The organism is Luteibacter anthropi, assembly GCF_011759365.1.
Taxonomy (GTDB): domain Bacteria; phylum Pseudomonadota; class Gammaproteobacteria; order Xanthomonadales; family Rhodanobacteraceae; genus Luteibacter; species Luteibacter anthropi.
Genome location: NZ_JAARLZ010000010.1, coordinates 115766 through 138041, shown reverse-complemented (window position 1 = coordinate 138041; position 22276 = coordinate 115766). Strand labels below are relative to the sequence as shown.

The 22276-nt window shown below is 62.7% G+C and carries 21 protein-coding genes; 14 read left to right on the top strand and 7 right to left on the bottom strand.

Annotated elements, in window-relative coordinates; all coding sequences use genetic code 11:
• Positions 1 to 12 precede the first annotated feature (12 nt).
• From HBF25_RS17415 to HBF25_RS17355, 13 genes are all read left to right on the top strand, one after another.
• Positions 13 to 453, top strand: a complete 441-nt coding sequence (locus HBF25_RS17415; protein WP_166950639.1) for a GspH/FimT family pseudopilin — start codon at positions 13 to 15, stop codon at positions 451 to 453.
• Positions 450 to 893: a prepilin-type N-terminal cleavage/methylation domain-containing protein gene (locus HBF25_RS17410; RefSeq protein WP_166950637.1), complete on the top strand. Its 444-nt coding sequence runs from the start codon at positions 450 to 452 to the stop codon at positions 891 to 893. The genes HBF25_RS17415 and HBF25_RS17410 overlap by 4 nt, the downstream gene beginning before the upstream one ends.
• A complete protein-coding gene (locus tag HBF25_RS17405) occupies positions 890 to 1570 on the top strand; it encodes a prepilin-type N-terminal cleavage/methylation domain-containing protein (RefSeq protein ID WP_166950635.1) in 681 nt (226 codons plus the stop codon). Before HBF25_RS17410 ends, HBF25_RS17405 begins: the two co-directional genes overlap by 4 nt.
• Positions 1567 to 2421 carry a type II secretion system minor pseudopilin gene (locus HBF25_RS17400; RefSeq protein ID WP_166950633.1) on the top strand — a complete coding sequence of 285 codons (855 nt, stop codon included), beginning with the start codon at positions 1567 to 1569 and terminating at the stop codon, positions 2419 to 2421. The genes HBF25_RS17405 and HBF25_RS17400 overlap by 4 nt, the downstream gene beginning before the upstream one ends.
• Positions 2418 to 3881: a PilN domain-containing protein gene (locus HBF25_RS17395; RefSeq protein WP_166950631.1), complete on the top strand. Its 1464-nt coding sequence runs from the start codon at positions 2418 to 2420 to the stop codon at positions 3879 to 3881. Before HBF25_RS17400 ends, HBF25_RS17395 begins: the two co-directional genes overlap by 4 nt.
• The gene (gspM, locus tag HBF25_RS17390) at positions 3868 to 4464 is read left to right on the top strand and encodes a type II secretion system protein GspM (RefSeq protein ID WP_208392648.1); all 597 of its coding nucleotides are present in this window, start codon (positions 3868 to 3870) and stop codon (positions 4462 to 4464) included. The genes HBF25_RS17395 and gspM overlap by 14 nt, the downstream gene beginning before the upstream one ends.
• Positions 4461 to 5237, top strand: a complete 777-nt coding sequence (locus HBF25_RS17385) for a general secretion pathway protein GspN (protein ID WP_166950628.1) — start codon at positions 4461 to 4463, stop codon at positions 5235 to 5237. The genes gspM and HBF25_RS17385 overlap by 4 nt, the downstream gene beginning before the upstream one ends.
• A 40-nt stretch (positions 5238 to 5277) precedes the next feature.
• The gene (gene gspD / locus HBF25_RS17380) at positions 5278 to 7461 is read left to right on the top strand and encodes a type II secretion system secretin GspD (protein WP_166950626.1); all 2184 of its coding nucleotides are present in this window, start codon (positions 5278 to 5280) and stop codon (positions 7459 to 7461) included.
• A gap of 292 nt (positions 7462 to 7753) precedes the next feature.
• Positions 7754 to 8812 carry a hypothetical protein gene (locus HBF25_RS17375; RefSeq protein WP_166950624.1) on the top strand — a complete coding sequence of 353 codons (1059 nt, stop codon included), beginning with the start codon at positions 7754 to 7756 and terminating at the stop codon, positions 8810 to 8812.
• Entirely contained in the window at positions 8809 to 9663 is an 855-nt protein-coding gene (locus HBF25_RS17370) for a hypothetical protein (RefSeq protein ID WP_166950622.1), read from the top strand. Before HBF25_RS17375 ends, HBF25_RS17370 begins: the two co-directional genes overlap by 4 nt.
• A gap of 64 nt (positions 9664 to 9727) precedes the next feature.
• Complete coding sequence (hrpB, locus tag HBF25_RS17365; protein ID WP_425483505.1) at positions 9728 to 12238, top strand: ATP-dependent helicase HrpB; 2511 nt, start codon at positions 9728 to 9730, stop codon at positions 12236 to 12238.
• 175 nt (positions 12239 to 12413) lie between these two features.
• Entirely contained in the window at positions 12414 to 13622 is a 1209-nt protein-coding gene (locus HBF25_RS17360) for a hypothetical protein (RefSeq protein ID WP_166950620.1), read from the top strand.
• Positions 13619 to 14428 carry a hypothetical protein gene (locus HBF25_RS17355; protein WP_166950618.1) on the top strand — a complete coding sequence of 270 codons (810 nt, stop codon included), beginning with the start codon at positions 13619 to 13621 and terminating at the stop codon, positions 14426 to 14428. The genes HBF25_RS17360 and HBF25_RS17355 overlap by 4 nt, the downstream gene beginning before the upstream one ends.
• A gap of 87 nt (positions 14429 to 14515) precedes the next feature.
• On the opposite strand, the gene HBF25_RS17350 is transcribed toward HBF25_RS17355, so the two are convergent.
• The 7 genes from HBF25_RS17350 to HBF25_RS17320 all read right to left on the bottom strand — a co-directional run bounded on the left by HBF25_RS17350 (position 14516) and on the right by HBF25_RS17320 (position 21413).
• Positions 14516 to 15592 carry a hypothetical protein gene (locus tag HBF25_RS17350; protein ID WP_166950616.1) on the bottom strand — a complete coding sequence of 359 codons (1077 nt, stop codon included), beginning with the start codon at positions 15590 to 15592 and terminating at the stop codon, positions 14516 to 14518.
• Between the two features lie 3 nt (positions 15593 to 15595).
• Positions 15596 to 16672 carry a hypothetical protein gene (locus tag HBF25_RS17345; RefSeq protein WP_166950614.1) on the bottom strand — a complete coding sequence of 359 codons (1077 nt, stop codon included), beginning with the start codon at positions 16670 to 16672 and terminating at the stop codon, positions 15596 to 15598.
• 25 nt (positions 16673 to 16697) lie between these two features.
• On the bottom strand, positions 16698 to 17696 hold the full coding sequence (locus HBF25_RS17340) for a hypothetical protein (RefSeq protein WP_166950613.1): 999 nt from the start codon (positions 17694 to 17696) through the stop codon (positions 16698 to 16700).
• Positions 17693 to 18838 carry a hypothetical protein gene (locus HBF25_RS17335; protein WP_166950611.1) on the bottom strand — a complete coding sequence of 382 codons (1146 nt, stop codon included), beginning with the start codon at positions 18836 to 18838 and terminating at the stop codon, positions 17693 to 17695. The genes HBF25_RS17340 and HBF25_RS17335 overlap by 4 nt, the downstream gene beginning before the upstream one ends.
• Before the next feature lie 146 nt (positions 18839 to 18984).
• Entirely contained in the window at positions 18985 to 19704 is a 720-nt protein-coding gene (locus HBF25_RS17330) for a pseudouridine synthase (RefSeq protein WP_166950609.1), read from the bottom strand.
• A gap of 9 nt (positions 19705 to 19713) precedes the next feature.
• Positions 19714 to 20484, bottom strand: coding sequence for an ABC transporter permease (locus tag HBF25_RS17325; protein WP_166950608.1), 771 nt, complete (start codon positions 20482 to 20484; stop codon positions 19714 to 19716).
• Positions 20481 to 21413: an ABC transporter ATP-binding protein gene (locus HBF25_RS17320; RefSeq protein ID WP_166950606.1), complete on the bottom strand. Its 933-nt coding sequence runs from the start codon at positions 21411 to 21413 to the stop codon at positions 20481 to 20483. Before HBF25_RS17320 ends, HBF25_RS17325 begins: the two co-directional genes overlap by 4 nt.
• An 82-nt stretch (positions 21414 to 21495) precedes the next feature.
• On the opposite strand from HBF25_RS17320, the gene HBF25_RS17315 reads away from it, so the two are divergent.
• Positions 21496 to 22242, top strand: a complete 747-nt coding sequence (locus tag HBF25_RS17315) for an FAD-binding oxidoreductase (RefSeq protein ID WP_166950604.1) — start codon at positions 21496 to 21498, stop codon at positions 22240 to 22242.
• Positions 22243 to 22276 lie beyond the last annotated feature (34 nt).

The following is a 22276-nucleotide window of genomic DNA, read 5'->3' as shown; positions in this document are numbered from 1 at the left end:
GGACGCACGGCCATGCGTACGCGCGGTTTCACGCTGTTCGAGATGCTGGCCGTGATCCTGTTGATCGGGATCGCCGCGGCGGCTGTCTCGATCCCGATCAGCCAGGGGCTGGCGAGCGCGCGCGTGAATGCGGCCAGTGGCGAACTGGCCGCGGCCCTGCGCTGGACGCGTGCGCAGTCGATCGTGCGCGGGCAGAGCCTTGCCCTTGAAGTCGATACGTCGGCAGCAACCTATCGGCCGCCTGGCAAGAGTGATGTGCGCCTGCCCAGGGACATGCGCGTATCGATCACCAGCGCTCGCGAAGACCAGGCCAATGCCACCACCGGTCGCATCCGCTTCTTCCCGGACGGAAGCTCCACGGGCGGCCGCGTCACGTTAAAGCGTGGACAGCGCGAGTGGCACGTCAACGTGGCATGGCTCACCGGTGCGGTGAGTGTGGTGGATACCCGATGAGGGCCGTCTTCACGGCGCCGACGGGAATCCGGGGGAACGTATCGCGGCAGAAGGGCTTCAGCCTGCTGGAAGTGATCGCCGCCATCGCTGTTCTTGCCATTGCGTTTGCTGCGTTGATGCAGGTGGCCGGCAGTTCGCTGAGTCTCACGGCGCGAGCCAACGAGCGCACCCAGGCGGCATTGCGGGCACGAAGCCTGCTCGATGGCGCCTTCGTGCTCGATCCGGTGCAGGAGGGCGAAACGGAAGGCCGCTTCGACGACATGTATCGCTGGCGTCTCGATGTATCGCGCTACCAGCCGCCGGACATCAAGCCGGCAGCCGACGGCGCGGCCAGTCCCATCTATCGCCTCGACCTCGACGTGATCTGGGGCCGCGACGGTGACGAGCGCCATGCGCGTTTCTCCACGCTGCGCATGGGCTCGGCCGGAGGTGGCGGATGAAGTCCGTCGAGCGGGGCTTCAGCCTGATGGAGGTGCTGGCAGCGCTGGCGCTTCTTTCTATCGTGCTGCTCGGCGTCTATTCCGGCATCAGCACCGCGACGCGCATCGTGCGCAGCGGTGACGATGCCATCCAGCGCATGGACGAAATCCGTTCGGCGCAGACTTTCATGCGCGACGAACTGGCCCAGGCGCTGGTCATTCCGTTCGGCGAAACCGATGATGGCGATCCTCTCATTTTTACCGGTGACGCACACACCATTCGTTTCGTGGCGCCCTTGCCAGGCTATCTCTCGCGCATGGGAGCGCAGCTCATCACGATGAAGCTGGTAGACGACGATGACGATCACAGTCAGCGCGGCCGTCAGCGCCTTGAAGTCACCCTTTCGTTGCTGCCGCCCGATGGCGACGATCCCAAGCCTCTGGGCGATCCCGAAATCCTGCTCCGGGGTATCGCAAAGGGCGGTTTCTCCTATCGTGGCCTCGACGAACAGAACCGGCCCACGGACTGGATCGATGAGTGGAAGGACAACCGCCGTACGCCGTCCATGGTCCGGGTGAAGCTCGACGTCGATGGTGGCGTGGTCTTCCCCGATTTCGTGGCACCCATCCGGATCGACCCCTCGGCGTCGCGAAATGGTTTCTTCTCGTCGCGCTCGCGCGGACAGGCACTGCGATGAACTGGCGCCGGCACAAGGGCGTGGCCCTGCTCATCGTCCTGTGGGGATGCACGCTGCTGGCGATCATGCTCGGTGGCTTCGCCGCGCTGGCACGCACGGAAGGCCTGCAGGCGCGCTACCAGTTCTCGCAGGCGCGGGCGCACTACGCCGCCGAGGCGGGCCTGGTGCGTGCCGTGGCCGGGTTGCAGAGCCCCGACATCGATTCGCGCTGGATCGCCGATGGCCGCGTCTACGCTTTTGCCTTCGACGACGCGAAAGTCAGCATCACGATCACCGACGAAGACGGCAAGATCGATCTCAATGCCGCTTCCGACGACGTGCTCACCGGCCTGTTCAAGGCGGCGGGCAGCAACGACGACCAGGCCAAGCGCCTGTCGTCCGCCATCCAGGACTGGCGCCGGCCCGGCGATGCCGCGTCGCCCAACGGTGCGAAAAAAGCGCAATACGACGCGGCTGGCCTCGGGTATGGTCCGCGTAACGGTCCGTTCGCCACCGTGGAAGAGGGGCGCATGGTGCTTGGCATGGACCCGGCACTGTGGACGAAGATTGCACCCGTGCTCACGATCTGGTCGGGCCGCGAGCGGCCCAATACCGAGCATGCGCCGCCGCTGGCGCTGGCCGCCATTCCGGGCCTGGGGCCGGCCGGTGCGCAGGCGATCCTGTCGCAGCGCGCGCAGGCAAACGGGGCGGCGGTGTCCGGAGGCAACGGTGTCACGCACACGATACGTGCAGAAGCGATCCTTGAAGACGGAACGAGAAGTTCCCTTACATCAACGATCCGGTTACGTGGGATAAGATCGGGAAACCAGCCCTACGCAATACTGCGTTGGCGCGAAGGAGATGCAGAATGACCGCCCTGCAGGACGCTTCACAACTGCAGCTTGAACGCCTGCGCCGTGCGTGGCGAGGCAGCGCGTTGCCCGGCTTCTTCCGCTGGTGGGGAAGCGAACTGTCGGCACTGGTGCCCGTGCGCTGGCGTCATGCCTTCGCCGGCGGCCAGCGCTGGTACGTCATCGAACGCAAGGACAACGCCTGGTCGCTGCGTCGCGTAGGCGATTCACTGCCCCTGGCCGCGGCGGACGATATCGACGGTGCCGAACACAGGCAGGCGGTGCTATCGCGTGCGCTGGCCGAGGCCGATCCTGCGGATCGACGCATCGCCCTTGTACTTCCGGCAGGCCAGGTACTGCGGCGGCGGCTCGTGCTGCCGGTGGCCGCGCGCGACAATCTCCGTCAGGTCGTGGGCTACGATCTCGACCGGCAGACGCCCTTCCGTGCGGAAGATATCCACTTCGGCGTGCGCGAACTCGGCGAGCCGGGGCCGGAAGGTCGCTTCGTCGCAGAGCTTGCCGCCACGCCGCGCCAGTCGCTCGATGCCCAGCTCGACGAACTGGCTGCACTCGGCATCTCGCCGGATCGCGTCGACGTACCGCAAGGCCATGGTCTTACCGGCATCGACCTGCTGCCACCGGCGCGCACCCCGCGACGCGCCGACCGCCGCAAACGACTGAATACGGCGCTCATCGTCGCCATCGTCGTGCTGCTGTTCGGCGCCATGGCGACCTGGTTGCATAACCGCAACGCTGCGCTGGAATCCATGCGTTCCGACGTCGAGTCGCTGCGCACCGACGCGCAGCGCGTGAAGGGCCTGCGGCAGCGCCTGACGGAAAGCGCCGGGGCATCGGGTTTCCTCGCCCGCCGCAAGACGGAATCCCCGTCCATCCTGCCTATCCTCGCCGAACTTACCCAGCGACTGCCGGACGACACCTGGCTCGAGCGCTTCACGGTCAACGCCTCCGGCCAGATCGGCTTCCAGGGACAAAGCCCGCAGGCCGCGCGCCTCATCGACGCACTGAAGGGGGCGGCCACCATTGGTGAGCCGAGCTTCCAGGGCACCATCCAGACCGATCCCACCTCGGGCAAGGAACGCTTCTACATGCAGGCGAAAGCCTTGATGCCGAAGCCGGGTGCACCGGCCCGTCCGGCAACGAAGGCGGCACCTGCCAAGGCAACGAGTGCGCCTGCGAAGGCGGCCAGCGCACCGGCCAGTGCGTCGACGTCGGCCAGGGTCGTACCGACGAAAAACGACGCTGCGAAGGTGGCCCCCGCGCAGCCGGTTCCTTCGCCCGGTACTCCGCATCCGGCGCCGCCTGCCGGGCCGACGAAATCGCCGGCCTCATCCACGCAGGGGGTACCGTCGACAGGAACACCGCACCCGGATGCATCAGTGGCAGCCCCGGCGAAGGCTCCGGTTGCCAACGCGCCTTCCACCACGGACAAGGAGACCGCCGGTGCGCATGAAGCCCAATGAATCGCGGATCGCCGCGATCCTGCTGCTCATCGTCGTCATCGTCGTGGGCTACTTTGCCCTGGTGCACTGGTGGTTCGTCGCGCCACAGCTGGCCATCGCCGATGAAATGAACGATCTGCGCGATACCCAGCGCCGGTTCGCCGCCGCCATCGCCGAACGCCCCCAGCTTGAAAAGCGGCTTGCCTCACTGGAGCAGGGGCAATCGAGCAGCGACGCCTTTCTTGCCGGCGACGACACCAATGCTGCCGCTGCGGGACTCATGCAGCGCATTGTCGACGTGGCCGCGGCACATCACGAGAATGGTGCCTGCGACGTCGTACAGAAGATGCCCGTGCCCAGCCAGGAAAAAGCGGGTGAGCCGTATCGCAAGGTCACGGTCAACATCAGCCTGCGCTGCCAGATGCAGCCCATGACGGCCGTGCTGCACGACATCGAGGAAGCCACGCCTTACCTGTTCATCGAAGACTTCAGCATCTATCGCAATCCCGTTGCTGCACGCGCGGGTGGTGCAGCACCGATGGAAGTACAGTTCACGGTTTCGGGCTATATCCATGCCGCGCGTGCGGCGAAGGCGGCGTCATGAACGCAGCGGATCAACGACGTCTGACGCCTGTGCTCGGCGGCGTGGCCATCGCGCTTGCCGTTGTATGCGGTATTTTTGCCATGGGCGTGGGGCGTGGCGTGCACTGGGATGATCCCGCACCGCCGGAAGGCCTGCCGCCCATGCGTGCGGCGGCCCTACCGACGCCGGCGCCCATCGCCCAGTTTGTCGAAGTCTGGCAACGTCCGCTGTTCATGTCCGACCGCAAGCCGGTCGCGGCCGCGGATGGTGACGACTCGTCGAGCAACATCGGCGACCTGGAACTCACCGGCATCATCATGACCGCCGGCCTGCGCATCGCCCTGCTGCATGACAAGGGCAAGGATGTGACTGTGCGCGTCAAGGAAGGCTCGCCCCTGGGCGATGGCCACTGGACGCTTGCCACGCTCAAGCCACGCAGCGCGGTATTCGACAACGGCGGTGATCACCGAGAACTGAACCTGAAAGTAGCCGCTCCCGACCCGCTCGCCAATGCGCAGGGCCAGAAGGGAGCGGTGCCGCCGCCGGGCCAGCCGCCGCTGCCGCCGCGCCCGTCGTCTCCGCAGCAGGGCAACGGCATCCATATCGAACAACAGCCCGCCTCGGGTATCGCCGGACCCGTGCCGCCGCAGCCGGCGGCATCGGGAACACGCTCCGCGCCGCCTCGTCAGGACGACCAGGCCTTGCAGCAGGCTCGTATCGAAGCACTCAAGCAGGCGGTCCAGCGCCGTCGTGCCGAACAACAGCAACACCAGCAGAGCCAGGACACGCAGTAACGGCGCGCAAGCGCCGTCATGGATGACAAAGGAGTAAGCCATGCAATGTCGCACCCTCGGTGTGGCCGTGCTCGCGGCCGCATTGACGGCCGCTTGCGCACCTCATTCGCCCCGGCCTTCCGACGGAAGGCTGGAGCGCGAAGCCCTTGCCGGCACGGAGCGTCCCGCTCCCGCCTCCCTGCCACTGAGGGATAGCGATGCCGGCATGACGGCGACGAAGGACAGCGAGACGGTCGCTGCATTGAGAGGCACCGGCCGCTTCATCGCTCCCCGCGCGCTGGAGACACCTCGCCCGGATGCCAAGGGCGCCGGTGCAGTAACTCTCAATTTCGAAAATCAGCCGGTGGAAGCCGTGGTGAAGGCGATCCTTGGAGACCTGCTGGATGCCAACTATTCCATTGCACCCGGTGTCATGGGATCGGTATCGTTTTCAACGGCCAAGCCCGTGCGCAAGGACGAAGTGCTGCCGATCCTGGAGACGCTGCTGTCGTGGACCGGCAACGCCCTGGTCAACGAGAAAGGTCGCTATGCCATCCTGCCCGCGTCGCACGCGGTCATGGGACAAGTGGTGCCCCGCCTGAAGGCGGCCTCGCCACGTGCGGGCATGGGAGCGCGGCTCTATCCGTTGCGCTATGTAGCCGCCGCGGAAATGACCAAGCTGCTGCAACCCTTCGTCACGCCCGAATCCATGCTGCTTACCGATCCTGCCCGCAACGTCCTCGTGCTTGCGGGCACACCGGATCAGCTGGCCAATTACGGCGACACCATCGATACGTTCGACGTCGACTGGGTTGCCGGTATGTCGGTCGGGGTATTCAGCCTGGACAACGCGGGCGTCGGCGAGGTGATGCCCGCGCTGGAATCGGTTTTCGGGCAGAAAAGCGGTGCCCCGGTTGCTGGCCTGGTGCGTTTCATTCCCATCGAGCGGACCAATGCCATCGTGGCGATTGCCATGCGGCCCGAATTCCTCGATCAGGTGGGTGACTGGATCGCCCGCATTGATCACGGTGGCGGTAGCGAACCCAGATTGTTCGTCTACGACGTGCGCAATCTTCTGGCATCGGACCTGGCCCGCTACGTTGGGAACATCTTCGGTGCATCCGTTGCTGGCGATACAGGCGGCGGCTCCATGGTCGTACCAGGACTGGCATCGGGGAACCTGGAAGGCGGTGGCACGACGGAAGATATGGCCGCGTCGGGTGGTGACAGCGATGCGGATTTCTTCCGGCCGCCGGAAGCGGCAGACTCTGGCATCACGTCATCGCACGGCAACAGTGGCAAGGCGATGGGGTTGCGTGTCACGGCGGTCGATGCAAACAACCAGTTGATGGTTCATGCGCGGCCGTCGCAATGGGCACAGATCCGCCAGGCGATCGAACGCCTGGACGCTGTGCCACTGCAAGTGCAGATCGAGACGCGCATCCTGGAAGTCACCCTGCGCGACAATTTCCGTTTCGGGGTGCAGTGGTACCTCGAAGGTCTGGCCGGCGGAAACGGAGAGGTCGCCCAGCCAGGCAACCAGCAACAGTGGGCCCTGGGGCGGGCGACCAAGGATGCACTACGGCCCGATACGTTCTTTTATTCGTTCGTGAACTCCGAGCTTCAGGTCGCCTTGCGCGCCATGGAGCAGAATACCAATACCAAGATACTTTCCGCGCCATCCCTGGTCGTGGTGAACAACCGCAAGGCGAAGATCCAGGTCGGCGACCAGATTCCGGTCACGCAGACCTACGTGAATACCGGCGCGGGTAATGGCAACCCGGTTGGACAGGTCGAGTACAAAGATACCGGCGTCATCCTGGAGGTGCGGCCCAGGGTCAACCCTGGCGGCCTGGTGTATCTGGACGTGGTGCAGGAAGTCAGCCGTGCGGATCCCGATGGTGCGGGGCCGAACCTCCCTATCGTCAAGCGCAAGCTCAACACCCAGGTTGCGGTGCAGAGCGGACAGACCGTGTTGCTCGGTGGCCTCATCCGCGACATGGACACCACCCAGGAGAGCGCCGTGCCGGGGCTGTCGCGTATTCCGATCCTTGGCAGGCTTTTCGGAGAGCATTCGAAGGAAGGCCTGCGTACGGAGCTTCTCGTGCTCATCACGCCGCGCGTCATCGCCAGCGGAGAAGACGCCAGGAGAGTGTCGGATGATTACCGTCGTACGTTCCGCTCACTGAAGCCTTTTGATCCGGTGCGAGCCGCGGAGTCGGCCAGTGCGGTGGGCGAAGGCTGATGCATCGACCATGGCGCTGCGAAACCCCGCACTTGGCTTACAGAAACATGAGGCATCCGACAGGAAGACCCATGCTGATTGCCGATAGGTAGCTCTTTTGCACTGATGTCCAATGCCTTCTCACGAGCGAGGCAATGGAATGAACCGACGAGACCTGATTCTTCGATACGGGGCGATCATGACGGGCATCGTGCTATGCACGATGCCCGTGATCACGGATGCAACACCGGCAGGCCGGTTTCACACAAATAACCAGCAAGGTGACTTGTACGGGGCCTGGGTGCGGAACAGCATGAAACGCCTCAGTCCCACCGACCTGGGAAACTTCTGGCCATTTCAGGATGACAGCGTCTGGGAAGGTGCATTCCTGGAAACACCAGGATCGATCTACAGCGACCTTCATCCGAGGATGTTCACCTCGAACGGTGACGACATACCGGGTGACGAAGACATCTTCCCTCGCGCCCGTTCCCGGGCGGCAAAGGCCATGGCCTGGGATCTGGGTCTGGACAAGGCCCTGGCGGGATATCAGGCGCCCGTCACGCAGCACTCGATAGAGACTGGTGGCCACGCGCCGGTAGTGAAGGCCAACTACACCAAGGCTGGTGTCATGACCCGTTATTTCCAGAAGGCATACGACATCGGCAATAACAATCTCTACACGATCAATGCGGAACTGGCCGTGGCAGTGCAGATCCTTCACGAATGGGTGGAGGCAACTGATGCCGTGGATCGATTCGAAATGGGCGTCTACGACGATGTATTGCTTCGCTTTGAACGGGCTACGTCGCTTCGCGACATGACGGACGCGGATCTGGCCTATCTTGCCGACATTCTGCGCGGTGAACTCTCCACGTGGCGGGCCGGACGCCTGAATACCTTCGGCTATCGGGAGATACCCACGCCGATGCGCATTGCACGCGTCGCGGCGGCTTATGCCTCGACGCAGGAAGGGTACCTTGCCTGCCAGCCGGATAGTCAGCGGGATATGAGTCACGCCGGCACCATTCCCGAACAGCTGGACAAACCGATCTGCTTCACCGATGCAAACGACCGCGCGGTGTATCGCTGGTACCGCGAAAAACGCAAGGCCCAGCTGGCCGTGCCACCCAGGGAATACATCTCGGTTTACGACATGGCGTCGGCCGGGCGCATCGTGGATGCCTTTGCCGACATCAAGCCGGCGTGGGCCGGTGCATTCGCCACGCAGGCGCTCGACTGGTCGAATCATGCCGAGGTCGTCGAAGCGCAGATGGCCGCGCAGGGCGACCCCACGCGGGATACGGATATGGACTTCTACCGGCTTGTTGAGCGAGCCAATCTGCTGATCTGCCGGAGTGCGACGCGATGAAGATGCATCTGATGAAATGGGTACGCTCGCTGATTGCGTTGTCGCTGCTCGTGGCGGTCGGTGCGTCTTCCCACCCTGTATTGAAGCGCAAGATCGAAGAAGACCCCCGGGGAACCATCATCGCGCGGGTACTTGCCTCGTTCACCCAGCATGCCGGGCCGGCCGGGCTATGGTATGCCGCCGCCCTCGAAGGGCGACATGTGAATACCGCGGAATTCTCGGGCTTTTCGAGACAGTTCGAGACAGCAACGTTTGCCAGCTTCACCTATCAGTATCAGCTCGACGGCGTGAATTACCGCCGGGTGTACCATGCCCGTTCCGGACGCAACGATCCGGCACTGGGCCTGGGTGATATCACTCCGGTAAGGCGGTATCGGTCCTTCTTCGACTCACGCGGCCCTGATGTGATTGCCTGGGACCGGCCGGCGGCAACGGGTAGTCGAGTGACCCCGCGTCCCGTGGCTGGAAAAAAACACGCTGAAGCAGCGAAACGGGACGCCGAGCTCAAGATTGCACGAGCGATCGAGCGCGATATCCTCAATGGACGTGTACCGGCGGGGGGCTATCTGGCAGGGTTCGTCAGTCAGGAGCCATGTCCCTCCTGCGAGGCGGCTTTGCAGGCATTGTCAGATAGTCAGAACATCCGGGTGCATGTGGCCTACCTCGATCACGGTAGTCCGGCCTATACGATCTTTCACCGCCAGCGCCTGCAACACCTCAACACGATCCACGTATCGGTCAATGGGGGGCAGATCAACGTGCTGAACAGGGAGGGCGCCGTCATGGATCAGGTGCCGAAGCCGGTGGCCTGCCTGGAGCCCGAAGCGCAGGACGACCCCGACGATACGTGATGCGCATGCCGGGGGCATCAGGCAAGGGGCGTGCGGACGAGTGCTTGCGTACTATATGCAGGGTATGCCCGACAACTTTCCCATCACGCCCCTGCTTCCGGACATCCTCGATTCGCTGGACAGGCACCCCCGGCTTGTCCTCGAAGCCCCTCCCGGCGCCGGCAAGACCACCCAGGTGCCGCTGGCGTTGCTGGACGCACCATGGCTGGCCGGCCTGCGCATCCTCATGCTGGAACCACGCCGTATCGCAGCCCGCGCTGCGGCGTCGTTCATGGCACGACAGTGTGGCGAAGAGGTGGGCGAAACCGTGGGATACCGGATCCGGTTCGAATCCCGCACGGGTCCACGGACACGCATCGAAGTGGTCACCGAAGGCATCCTCGGCCGGATGATCCAGGACGACCCCTCGCTGGAAGGCGTGGGTGCGATCCTCTTCGACGAATTTCACGAGCGCCACCTCGCGGGCGATCTGGGAGCCGCATTGGCGCTCGATGTGCAGGCTGCGCTGCGCCCCGACCTGCGTATCGTCATCATGTCGGCGACGCTGGATGGCGAGCGCATTTCGCAATGGCTGGGTGCGCCGAGGCTGACCAGTGCAGGTCGGAGCTTTCCCGTGGATATCGTCCATCCTCCCGCACGCACGCAGGAGGGCATCGAGCAACATCTTTCGCGTACGGTGATGCAGGCGCTTCGTGAGAATGAAGGTGACATCCTGGCTTTCCTGCCGGGCCGGCGTGAAATCGAGCGGGTGCGCAGCGTGCTTGATCGTCTGGGCGATGATGTCGAAACGGTCGCCTTGCATGGTGAGCTCTCACTGGCCGACCAGCAGCTAGCCCTCGCTCCGGCCGATCCGGGGACTCGACGGGTCGTGTTGGCAACGAATATCGCGGAATCCAGTGTGACGCTGCCAGGCATTCGTGTCGTAATCGACAGCGGGCTGGCGCGCGAACCACGTTTCGATCCGTCTTCCGGTTTCACGCGGCTGGAAACCGTGATGATTTCGCAGGCCTCGGCTGACCAGCGTGCGGGACGCGCAGGGCGCGTGGCGGAAGGGCGCGCCTATCGCCTGTGGCCGCAGAGCCGTCGCCTGGATGCCTCGCGTACCGCCGAAATCGAACAGGCCGAACTGTCAGGTCTTGCCCTGGAACTGGCCGGATGGGGAAGTGACGATCTTCCCTGGCTCGACGCCCCGCCAGCGGGAGCGATGGGGCAGGCGCGTGACCTGCTCCGCCGCCTGGGCGCTCTAGCCGACGACGGCGCCATCACGACGCTGGGACGCGACATGCTCGCACTGGGCGCGACGCCCCGGCTCGCAGCAGCGGCCCTGCGGTCGCCAAGGGAGTCGCGGGCGCTCGTGGCCGACCTGCTCGCTCTGACCGAAGCCCGTTCACCGATGCGCGGCGATGCGGCGCGCAGCGACGACTTCCGCCAACGCCTGCATGCGCTTCATCTGTGGCGCGACGGCGGTGCTCGCGCGGCTCGCACCGGATCGGCGGATATCGGCGCCCTTGCGGCCATCGAAAAGGCGTCGGCCGGATGGCGCCGCCGCCTCGACGTACGTAGCGCCGCCAGCGGCGTACCCGATAGCCGCAGCATCGGTGACCTTCTGGTTCATGCCTATCCCGACCGCGTTGCCCGTCGTGACGATGCACAGCCGTTGCGATACCAGCTGGCCAATGGTCGTGGGGCACGCCTGTACGAGAACAGCGAGCTGCGTGGCGAACCCTGGCTGGTGATTCTCGACCTGAGGCTGGATGCCCGCGACAGCCTGGTGTTTTCCGCAGCACCCATCGACCCGGATGTATTGGAACGCGATTATCCGGATCGCTTCGTGACCGAGCGCATCCTTCGCTGGGACGACGCGCGTGATATCGCCGAGGCCTTCGAAGAACGCCGCTTCGATGCGCTGGTCGTTTCACGCAAAGCCGTGCCGGTAAGCGGCGACGATGCGTTGCCGGCACTGCTCACGGCCATTCGTGCGCGGGGCATCGGCTGCCTTCCGTGGAGCGACCATGCCAGACGATTGCGCACGCGCATCGGGGCGCTTCGTGCATGGCGTCCCGAAATCGGCTTGCCCGACGTGGGTGATGAAGCGCTGCTCAAGACACTCGAAAGCTGGTTGTCTCCCTATCTGTCGGGCAAGCGCCGGCTTGAAGCGATTCAGCCGGCAGACCTGAGCGAAGCCCTGTCGGTCATGCTCGATTACGAGCAGCGACGCGCGCTGGATGCTCATGCGCCCGAGGAACTTGTAGTGCCCAGTGGCATGACGCGCCGGCTGGAATATGGTGCACGCGATGATGATCCGGCAGCGCCGCCGGTGCTTGCCGTGAAACTGCAGGAGTTGTTCGGCCTGGCGGAAACGCCCCGTGTCGGCGATGGACGCGTTCCCGTGATGCTTCATCTGCTTTCGCCCGCCGGACGTCCGATCCAGGTAACGCAGGACCTGCGCGGCTTCTGGGACCGGACCTATCCCGAGGTAAAAAAAGAGCTGAAAGGGCGGTATCCCAAGCATCCATGGCCTGATGACCCCTGGACTGCAAAGGCGACCCATCGCGCGAAGCCCCGGGGTACCTGACGGGCCCGCGCAAGGGGAAAACGCCCACAGGATGAGGGCGAAGGCAGGCCTCGCACCGGGAGATTTCCGGATGCCGCCGTGAATCGGTATGCACTTCAATGGCACGTGGTTTTCAAAGGGGGCAGGTTGCCGCCTGCGATGGCCACTACCGATTCATTCAACAAGGAGGCTTCAGATGAAGCAAGGAAGGTCACGTCGCATGGGCGCGTGCACACTGCTGTGCATGACGCTGGCAAGCGGCCTGGCGGCGCTCCCGGCCCTCGCCGATACCGCCGTACTCACGATGCCACCACCGGCCAGCGGGGATCTGCTCCAAGCGTGGCTCGATGCGCGCGTCAACGGTATCGAGGCGGCCGACGAACTGGGGTCGGACGGATTGTTCGTTGCCGGCATGCTCAATGATTCGAATTCGATCTACTCAGCGCTACGCCCCACCCCGGCGGCATTTCGCGGCAGCGCATGGCGAAGTGCCTTCAATGCCCTGGCGGTATCCAACACGATGATGAGTCGTGCCGTGGCGACTCGCGTGGTGGCATGGGATCTCGGTCTTACCAAGGCGCGCATGGGTGGGCATCCAGCCGCAGTCTATGCGCCGATGATAGGCAGCCCACGGGTGGAGGCGAATCTCATGAAAGCCGGGGTATCCTCGGACATCATCCGCCAGGCACTGCACCTGGTTGGTGAGCCGTCCTATGCCGTGGCGGCGAATCTGGCCGTGGCACTGCAGATCGTGCGCGACAAGCTGGCATGCGTCGATCGATCGGAGTGGTCTTCGGCGGGTCTTCGCAAGGAGGTCGTGGATCGGGTGATGGGGGCCAGGTCCCTGGCGGAGATAGACGAATTCGACCTGGTCTACCTCGTGCGAATGCTGGAGGGGGAGATGTCGGACTGGGCCGGTGTGAGTGCATCGATCTATGGCCGGCGCTCGTTGCCCGCCGCATTGAGGGTGGCACGCGTTGCCGCAGCCTACAGGGATATGCTTGGTTACACCAATGACACGGACCCCTGCACGCCGGAAGGACGGCATCGGCCCGGAGTCGCCGCGGAATCCCCGACGGAGAAAACCCGCTTCATGTGCTTCGTCGATGCAACGGATCGTGCAACCTACCGCTGGTTCCTGGAAGTGATGCATGCCCAGGTTGACCCACTTATCACCAACTTCGCAACTCGACCGGCAGAAAGAATTTCGCGCCATATCCGTCATATTCGTCCTTTGTGGATAGGCACGCATAGTGGAAAAATGTTGACCGAAGCTTCTACGGTCGAGGTGGTCGAAGCACTCATCGCATACCGTGCCGCTGATCCTGGATCGGACACATCGAGTACGCAAAAGTATGTGGACAGGGTGAGTCAGCTTCTTTGCGACAAGGAAAAAGCACCATGATGACGAAAAGCCTTGTGACAATGATCGCGCTATGCATATCCATGGCATGTGGCGCCAATGAAATACGAAAAAAGGAATATGACCGGGACGAAAACCGCGTCGTTCTTCCTCATGTAGAGGCAAGCTTTGCCTATCATGCGACCGCGGCAGCAACCTGGTACATGGACACCTTACGTGGGGCTCGCGTGCCTTACGCAACGTTCAACGAGTTCGCCCGGCGCATGGTGTCGAATGCCTATGCGTCCTTCGAGTACACCTATGTGGAGGACGGTCGCGAACGAACGAGGATCTACTATGCCTCGTCAGGTCTTGACGAACCCCATCTCGGCCTGCGTGACTGGCGTGATGCCCGGCCCTATGCAGAGTTTCTTCCGCAGAGCGGTATCGAGGTGCATGCTTTGGCCAGGCACGGCGAGTCCAGTCCATTCACCCCATCATCCGTAGGCGAGGCTGGCGACGGTGGACGTAATCCCCACATGAACGATGCGGAGCTGAAAGCGATTCGTACCCTGTCCAGAGAGATCGACGCCGGTCGCGTCGCTCCGATGGGCAAGTTGGTGGGCTTCATAACGATGCCCATGTGCGATTCCTGCGAGCAGGTGGTGAAGGACTTCTCTAATCAGTATGGCGTCGACGTATCCGTCAATTACCTTAAAGGAAAGGGTGGACGAGCGTCGTCGCAGTTCATGCGTCGCCGCTGGGCTTATTTTGATACGATGAAGTACGACGTCGTGAGGCGCAACGATCTCCATGACAGGCGTCCACCCGGTGGTTCGGGTGGCGCCTGTGGTGTGATCGTTCCCTAGGCCATCGCCAGGCCATGGCGTGAGTGTCCATGGCCTGGATGTCCGGATGAGAGACCCGAACGAAGGTGGTCCGGTGGTTTCTTCCCTTCAGCAACCATCAGTTCGGGTTCCATTCGTCGTCACTGTGTTCTGGTTCGGCTTTCTTTCCTGCTCAGAAATGCGCGGTTTATCCGGGAGTGATAGCAGGAATGAGCGATCCGATCCCATCTGCCCGCCGGATCGGCCTTGTTGCGATGAAAGCGAAAAGCGTTCCTGTACCTGAGCGTGTCTTGCATCTGCCAGTGCATCGAAGGCGATCATCGGGCGACCCGTGGCGGAATCGATGAGTTTCAGGCCTTTCATTCGCGCACGGCCCGACCGTACGAGTTCATTGCGCGTTCGCGATGGAACACTCGGGGACATCTCGCTGAAGCGAACATCAAGTTGGTAGGTTTTGGCGAAGCGTTCTACGGAATAGCGACAGGTGGCGCATGAGGTGCCGCTGAGCATGCCCCGGACGATGCCTCCACGCGGTACCTTGCCGGTAAAGATGTCCTGCTCCAGTGCGCGCAGACTTTTGTACTCAGCGTCGAGACCATGATAGCCGGCTTCGTCGTGGTAGGTCGGCATCACGGAGGCTCCACTGGGACGGAAGGGAGCGCGTGTTTCCGAATCGCCAAGATCACCATAGAACGCGTCATCGGACATTTCCGTGGAAACGCGCTGCTCATCTGCCGAGGTGGATAGCTGATCCCTCTCGCCATCCGGCGGCAGTTGGGGTATGGCATCGTATGTATCGAAAGATTTCGGTGCGGTGGGCGTCTCCGGCGGGGTGGGGCCTTCCAGTGCCTGCTGCACTACCAGTCCCAGCGGTTCTCCCGACATGGCGTGATACGTGCGGATGTTTACGTGGCCGTTGATGGTGTATTCGTAGTCCAGTCGCGCGATCGGGGTAGTACGAAGATGTTCTTCTATCGTTTCCCAGCGTCGCGTGGAATAGGCTTCAGGGTAGCGTTCGTCAACGAGTCGTCTTGCAGCATCGATATGGTACTGGCTGCTGGCCTCGAGCAACGCCGTCGTGCTTCCTTCATTGATGTTGACGTAGGTGGTGGACACCTTGCCGGCATGGGCCGTTCCGCAGGCCACGCTTGCGGCAACGAAGATAAAGGCCTGATGGTAATGCATGGATTACTCCGGTATGCGACAGGAGAGGGTCAAGTCACGCTCGATGGCCAGATCCGTATCCGAGCGGGCAATGGCGGCTTCCGTTACGACGTCCTCGGCGCTGACAGCTTCAACGACTTCTGCCATCGCGAAGATGTCCAGAAGTGGTAGCAGTGCGCCGAGAAGGGCGCCTATGCGAGCCATGCCGCTATGCGGGGCGTCGGGCCTGGGTAAGGGGCGGCGCATCTCTTTGGTATACCATTGATGCACCGCGCGGTCGGTCGATGCAACGAAACACGGGGTTCGTTCATCTCCCTCCTTTCCGGTACCTGCGTATCGCGGGTGAGGCGTGGCATCAGGCCGGCAGGGCGGCCCTCCGATATAACCGCGTGCATCACGAAAAGCGGCGGCGGTCCTGGCGATCCGCCATGCGATGGGTAATCCGGAATCTTCCTCCTGATGTCTGAGCCGGTGCTTCACCAGGGCGTCGAGATAGCGCAGGTCGTGCGCGATGAGTTGGTCCGGGTGGTGGGCTCGCATGATCCGGGACTGCACATCGCCATAGATGCCTAGTTCATCCTGCCGGTCGGCAGGTACGGTGGCCATCTGTTCGCGTAGTACCTGCAGTCCGACGGCATGACTACTGAACCGTTCCGCATTTGCGTATCCGAACATATCGAGAACGTGCCAGAAGATATCGGCATCAATCGCAGCCTTGGTCGCATTGGCGGATACAAAAGCATCCCGGAATCCCCGCGCCGGCATGACGTCGATCCAGGGCCTGGCCCGTGTGATGCCTAGTTCTTTCTGTAGGCCATCCAGTACTGCCGCCTCGTCCATTCCGGGTGAAAGCGTATCGACGACCTCCTGCCAGATGATCTCATTCGTAAAGGGAGGTCGTTCCACCAGATCGCTGTAGGGGGACGACGGCTCTGCGAGCATCTGGCCAATAAGCCAAGGCCTGGTCCCGGTAAGCGTATCGACGGTATGGATGGTGGCGACGCGTTCCTCATCGTACAGGCGCAGGATGGATGTCGCCATGGAGGAATTGACAGCCACCAGGAGGCCTGTTGCTATCAATGTATGGAGATATGCCTTCATGGCGTAAGTGCTCCTTGGCTATATGCTATTCAGGACATGCCGAATCAATGATGGTTTCTCCGCGTTCCATATTGGTTAGAGCCGACGCATTAAAAGGTTGCCTTCCCCATGGCAAGGCAGCATTCCCTTCGATATCACCGGAGAACGAGAAGTAGGTCTTGTTGATGGTTTTTCGCTCGACGAGAAGTGCATCCGATGACTGTCGGCTTGACTTAAGCGCATCGTCCGAAACGTCCGGTGTTTCGTTCAGGTAGTACATTTTTCCGTTGACGTTGTACTCGTTCGAAAACTCGCTGAATGCGCGTCTGCAGGAATGACAGACCGTCTTGCTCACATAGCCTGTCAGCTGACCACCTCTGGCGACACGACCTTCGTTGATCAACTGCTCCAGTTTGCGAAGCGATTTAAGCTCAGCGTCGGAACCGTGGATCACCTTGCCAATATTCGGGCCAGCCGTTTCGGCCGATGCCTCCACGATGCTGTCGTCCGACGAGAGTATGAGCGCCCTTACGTCTGAATCTGTGTCTGGGGGATACCAGGCAGATTCGGTGGCATCCAAGGCGATGTCATCAGCCTCGCTGGCGTAGGCGCCGTCCGTGGTGGCACCGTCGCTGGTCGCTCCTGTAGAGCCACTGCCATCGGCTGATACCGGTGCAGCAGCGATACCGCTGATGATCCGCGTAATGGGTTTGCCACTTCGTGCGTGAACGCTGATGGTCTTTCCGGCAGGATCTTCGTAGGTGATACGCGAAAGAGTGGCCTTCTGGGCATTGGCCTGAATTTTATTCAGGAAGTTGCGGTTGTTGCGTCCGAGAACGGACTTGCCGTCTTTCTGGGTAACGACAGGATCAAGGGCGAGGATGCCCTGGCGCATGGCGGAGGCATAGATCGCGGCATCTTCTGCAAGGATGCCTGCTATGTTCCCGGAGCCAGGCTGGATGTCGATGACCTGCGCACGACTTGTCGAGGAAAAACACAGGAAGATAGACGCAAGAAGCATCGAAACTAAAAGTGTGCTCTTCATGCGTCGACTCCGCAGATGAGTCGTTCGGTACGGATAGCGGCTGCATTGGCTTCTTCGGCGTCGATGGCTGCCGATTCCGCCAGTTCATGGGCGACCGATGCCTCGGTGAGCTCCATGAAGGCAGCGATATCCAGGGCGGGGAGAATGACGCCGAAAAGATAAAGTATCTTGTCCCATGTAGTGTGCTGGTTCTCGTGTATTCGCACACCGGAGAGTTCCAGGCGTGCCTCCTCCCTGTACCATGCAAGCACGGCGCGGTCGGTGGCGGCGATGAAGCAAAGCGGAGCATGGTCGTCCAGCGCCTCAGGTCCTTTCGGCAGATCGCTCCGGGGTGCGTCGCCTACGCAGTAGGCACGTCCGTTGTAGTACCCACGGGCATCCTTGTAGGCGGCGGCTACCCGCGCGATGCGAAAGGCGGCGGGTAGCTGCTGAACGCCATTGACTCCCTGGCTCATGCCGTTGCTTCGCAGTGCAGAGGTAACTAGCGCAGCCAGATAGCGCGTATCCGCTTCGCTGATCACATCCGGACTGCGGGCTTTCATGTATCGGCGAAATACATCGGGCCGGATCGCATGGGCGCCCCATTTTTCGCGCGGTGTGTTGCGCATCTGTTCGTATAGCAATTGCAATGCCAGCGCATCCTGGGCGGCGATTGTGATATGCGATGAGTTCATGTCCCAGGCTTTCATGAAAATACGCGGATGAACACCGGCCTTGATAGCATTGGCTGCGGCCTCCCTTCCAAGGAAGTCGCTGGCGGCAGTTTTCGTTAGTTCGACCTCCATGCCAGGGCGCGCTTTGGTAAGGCCAAACTGCCATTGCAGCGTGTCGAGGACACTGCTGAACCCGGACGCCGGATCCATTCGATAGGTAAAGTCTTCCCACCACAATTCATTGGTGAAAGCAGGGCGGTCCACTCGTTCGCTATAGGGCGACGATGGATCCTGCAACAGCTGCTTCAACGCTCCGGGGGTACCAAGGACAGCATCGCCGAATGGCACGGCATGTGCTGTTTCTGGTTGTGTTCGGAAGCGAAGCAGCTCGCGATAGACGTCCGCGGTGAGAGGGTGCGAGACAGTGGTTGCGGTGGCGGCAACAGGGGAAAGGCAGGCGGCAAGTGCCAGCCAGTGTAGCGACTTCATGTCGGTGGAACTCCTGTGGGGACAGCTCTGGGGAGAGCGTCACCAGTGTCGCAGACCAGGCTCTGACAGGCTGTAAGCGCGCGAAGTAAGTAGGTTGGTCAGTGATCTGGCGCGACCGTAAGCCGAAACCTACGATTCGCGTTGAGTCACCAGCGCGTACGCTCGGGTAGCAGCCCCTTCAACTCGGCTTCCGTGAGATTGCGCCATTGCCCCGGCTTGAGGTGGCCCAGCTTGACGTTGATGATGCGCACACGCCGCAATTGCGTGACGCGGTAGCCGAAGGCCGCCGCCATCAGACGGATCTGCCGGTTGAGCCCCTGGGTGAGGGTGATGGCGAAGCCGAACTTCGCGATCTTGCGCACCTTGCAGGGCCTGGTCATCTGGCCGTGGATGCGCACGCCACGCGCCATGCCCGTCAGGAACTCATCGGTAACCGCCTTGTTCACCGCCACGAGGTATTCCTTCTCGTGGTGATTTTCCGCACGCAGGATCTCGTTGACGATGTCGCCGTTGCTGGTCAGCAGGATCAGGCCTTCGGAGTCCTTGTCGAGGCGGCCGATGGGGAAGATGCGCTGCGCATGGTCCACGAAGTCGACGATGTTGCCGTCGACCGTGGTGTCGGTGGTGCAGGTGATGCCTGCCGGTTTGTTCAGCGCGATGTAGACGCCGCGGCTCTTTGCGGACTCTGGTGCCATGGTGCGTGCGACGACGACGTCGCCGTCCACCTTCACCACGTCGCCGTCGAGCGCCTTGGCACCCATGCCCACGACTTCGTCGTTGATCGTGACGCGGCCGGCCACGAGCAGTTCGTCCGCCTCACGGCGGGAGCACAGCCCGGATTCGCTGATGTACTTGTTGACCCGCATGGATATGCTTTACGACCGCATGCCAACGCCGCGCTTCAGCAGGTGCAGCGCCACGGCCGACAGGCCGACGACGAACACCAGCATCACCACGAAGGCCGTGACGATGGGCACGTCGCTGACGCCCAGCACGCCGAAGCGGAAGGCGTTAACCATGTAGAGGATGGGGTTCACCAGCGAGATGCTGTGCCACGGCTCGCTCAGCAGGTCCACCGAGTAGAACACGCCGCCCAGGTAGGTGAGCGGGGTGAGCACGAAGGTGGGCACCAGGGCGATGTCGTCGAACTTCTTGGCGAACACCGCGTTGACGAAGCCGGCCAGAGAAAACACGGTGGCACCGAGCAGCACCGAGAAGAACGTGGTGAGCGGATGCGCCACGTGCAGGTCGGTGAAGAACAGGGCGATCACCAGCACCAGCGCGCCGACGATCATGCCGCGCACCACGGCACCGGTGACATAGCCCAGCAGCATCACCCAGTTGGGCATGGGTGAGACCAGCATTTCCTCGACGAAACGACCGAACTTGGCCCCGAAGAACGACGAGGAGATGTTGCCGTAGCTGTTCGTGATGATGCTCATCATGACCAGGCCCGGCACGATGTATTGCATGTAAGTGAAGCCATGCATCTGCCCGATGCGGCTGCCGATGAGCTTGCCGAAGATGACGAAGTACAGCGTCATCGTGATGGCGGGCGGAATCAGCGTCTGCGTCCAGATGCGCATGATGCGCACGATTTCGCGGCGGACGATGGTGCCCAGGGCGATCAGGTGGTTGCCGCTCATGCCGCGTTCTCCCGGCCGTGTTCAACCAGTCTCACGAACAGCTCCTCAAGACGGTTGGCCTTGTTGCGCATCGAGGTCACGGTGATGCCGTGCGAGGACAGTGCGGCGAACAGGGAGTTGAGATCGTGCGCGCGGGACATTTCGGCTTCAAGGGTGTGGTCGTCCAGCGTGCGCAGGGTCACGCCGGGCAGCGTGGGCAGGGTGCCCGGAACGGCGTTCACGTCGAGCACGAAAGTCTCGACGTCGAGCGTGGAGAGCAGGCTCTTCATCGTGGTGTTCTGCACGATGCGACCCTGGTCGATGATGGCAATGTTGCGGCAGAGCTGCTCGGCTTCCTCGAGGTAATGCGTGGTGAGGATCACCGTGGTGCCTGCGGCATTGATGCCGCTGACGAACTGCCACATGGAACGGCGGATCTCGATGTCCACGCCAGCCGTGGGCTCGTCGAGGATCAGCAGCTTCGGCTCGTTCATCATCGCGCGGGCGATCATGAGGCGGCGCTTCATGCCGCCCGAGAGCGTGCGGGCCTGTTCGTGCGCCTTGTCCCACAGGCGCAGCTCCTTCAGGTACTTCTCGGCGCGTGCCGAGGCCTCCGCGCGGCCGATGCCGTAGAAGCCGGCCTGGTTCACGCAGATGTCGAAGGGCTTTTCGAACTGATTGAAGTTGATCTCCTGGGGCACCAGGCCGATCAGGCGCATCGCATCGCTGCGGCGCTTGTGGATCGACACGCCGAATATCTCGGCGTCGCCGGAGGTGGCGTTCACCAGGGAGGACAGGATGCCGATCAGGGTGGACTTGCCGGCGCCGTTGGGTCCCAGCAGGGCGAAGAAGTCGCCCGGCTGGACGGTGAGCGAGATGCCCTTGAGGGCCTCGACCCCGTTGCCGTAGGTCTTGCGGAGGTCTTTGACGTGGAGTGCGGGAGTGGTCATGGGCTGCGCCGGGATGCCAAGCCGCCTATTATACCGGGCTTTGCCGGGCTCCCCTGTTCCCGGTCGTCAACAGAGACTTTCCATGGCCGAACAATTCCAGCTGCGCCTCGCCGATAGTTTCATGCTTGCCCCGACGGTGCGGCACCTGTCCTTCGAGCGCGTGGACGGTCAGCCCCTGGCCTTTGTGCCGGGGCAGTTCCTGCAGGTGCATTTCAGTTACGACGACGGCAAGCCGACCAAGCGCAGCTATTCGGTAGGCACCATCGGCGACGGTTCCTCGCCTGTCCAGCGCATCGAGATCGCCGTGAGCTACGTCGAGGGCGGCGCCGCCACGAAGCTCCTGGGCGGCCTGGAGCACGGCCAGGCCATCGATGCCAGCGGGCCGTATGGCCGGTTCTGCCTGATGGACGGCGACCAGAACAAGCGCTACATCCTGATTGCCACGGGTACAGGCGTCACCCCGTACCGGGCCATGCTGCCGCAGATCGAGACCCTGCTGGCCTCCCGCGGCTGCCGGGTGGTGCTGCTCTACGGCGCCCGCAACGAGACCGAACTGCTCTATGGCGAGGAATTCGATGCCTTCGCCCGCAAGCACGAGGGGTTCACCTTCCACCCCTGCTTCAGCCGGGGCCCCCGCCCGAACCCGCGCCCGCACGACCGCCTGGGCTACGTGCAGGACATGCTGGCCGAACTGGAGCCCAGGGCCGACGAGGACATTGCCTACCTGTGCGGCAACCCGAACATGGTCGACGCCTCCTTCGCCGCCCTGAAGGAGCACGGCCTGGCCGTACAGCACATCCGCCGCGAGAAATACATCAGCTCCCGCTAAGCCCACCGGATTCTCCCTGTAGGAGCGCGCCTCG

Coding starts and splice junctions, on each gene's coding strand:
- HBF25_RS17320 (WP_166950606.1), bottom strand. CDS start 21,413: ATGACCACTCCCGCACTCCACGTCAAAGACCTCCGCAAGACCTACGGC.
- HBF25_RS17335 (WP_166950611.1), bottom strand. CDS start 18,838: ATGAAGTCGCTACACTGGCTGGCACTTGCCGCCTGCCTTTCCCCTGTT.
- HBF25_RS17315 (WP_166950604.1), top strand. CDS start 21,496: ATGGCCGAACAATTCCAGCTGCGCCTCGCCGATAGTTTCATGCTTGCC.
- HBF25_RS17415 (WP_166950639.1), top strand. CDS start 13: ATGCGTACGCGCGGTTTCACGCTGTTCGAGATGCTGGCCGTGATCCTG.
- HBF25_RS17400 (WP_166950633.1), top strand. CDS start 1,567: ATGAACTGGCGCCGGCACAAGGGCGTGGCCCTGCTCATCGTCCTGTGG.
- HBF25_RS17330 (WP_166950609.1), bottom strand. CDS start 19,704: ATGCGGGTCAACAAGTACATCAGCGAATCCGGGCTGTGCTCCCGCCGT.
- gspD (WP_166950626.1), top strand. CDS start 5,278: ATGCAATGTCGCACCCTCGGTGTGGCCGTGCTCGCGGCCGCATTGACG.
- HBF25_RS17345 (WP_166950614.1), bottom strand. CDS start 16,672: ATGAAGGCATATCTCCATACATTGATAGCAACAGGCCTCCTGGTGGCT.
- HBF25_RS17375 (WP_166950624.1), top strand. CDS start 7,754: ATGAAACGCCTCAGTCCCACCGACCTGGGAAACTTCTGGCCATTTCAG.
- HBF25_RS17350 (WP_166950616.1), bottom strand. CDS start 15,592: ATGCATTACCATCAGGCCTTTATCTTCGTTGCCGCAAGCGTGGCCTGC.
- HBF25_RS17325 (WP_166950608.1), bottom strand. CDS start 20,484: ATGAGCGGCAACCACCTGATCGCCCTGGGCACCATCGTCCGCCGCGAA.
- HBF25_RS17395 (WP_166950631.1), top strand. CDS start 2,418: ATGACCGCCCTGCAGGACGCTTCACAACTGCAGCTTGAACGCCTGCGC.
- HBF25_RS17405 (WP_166950635.1), top strand. CDS start 890: ATGAAGTCCGTCGAGCGGGGCTTCAGCCTGATGGAGGTGCTGGCAGCG.
- HBF25_RS17385 (WP_166950628.1), top strand. CDS start 4,461: ATGAACGCAGCGGATCAACGACGTCTGACGCCTGTGCTCGGCGGCGTG.
- HBF25_RS17410 (WP_166950637.1), top strand. CDS start 450: ATGAGGGCCGTCTTCACGGCGCCGACGGGAATCCGGGGGAACGTATCG.
- HBF25_RS17360 (WP_166950620.1), top strand. CDS start 12,414: ATGAAGCAAGGAAGGTCACGTCGCATGGGCGCGTGCACACTGCTGTGC.
- HBF25_RS17340 (WP_166950613.1), bottom strand. CDS start 17,696: ATGAAGAGCACACTTTTAGTTTCGATGCTTCTTGCGTCTATCTTCCTG.
- HBF25_RS17355 (WP_166950618.1), top strand. CDS start 13,619: ATGATGACGAAAAGCCTTGTGACAATGATCGCGCTATGCATATCCATG.
- gspM (WP_208392648.1), top strand. CDS start 3,868: ATGAAGCCCAATGAATCGCGGATCGCCGCGATCCTGCTGCTCATCGTC.
- HBF25_RS17370 (WP_166950622.1), top strand. CDS start 8,809: ATGAAGATGCATCTGATGAAATGGGTACGCTCGCTGATTGCGTTGTCG.
- hrpB (WP_425483505.1), top strand. CDS start 9,728: ATGCCCGACAACTTTCCCATCACGCCCCTGCTTCCGGACATCCTCGAT.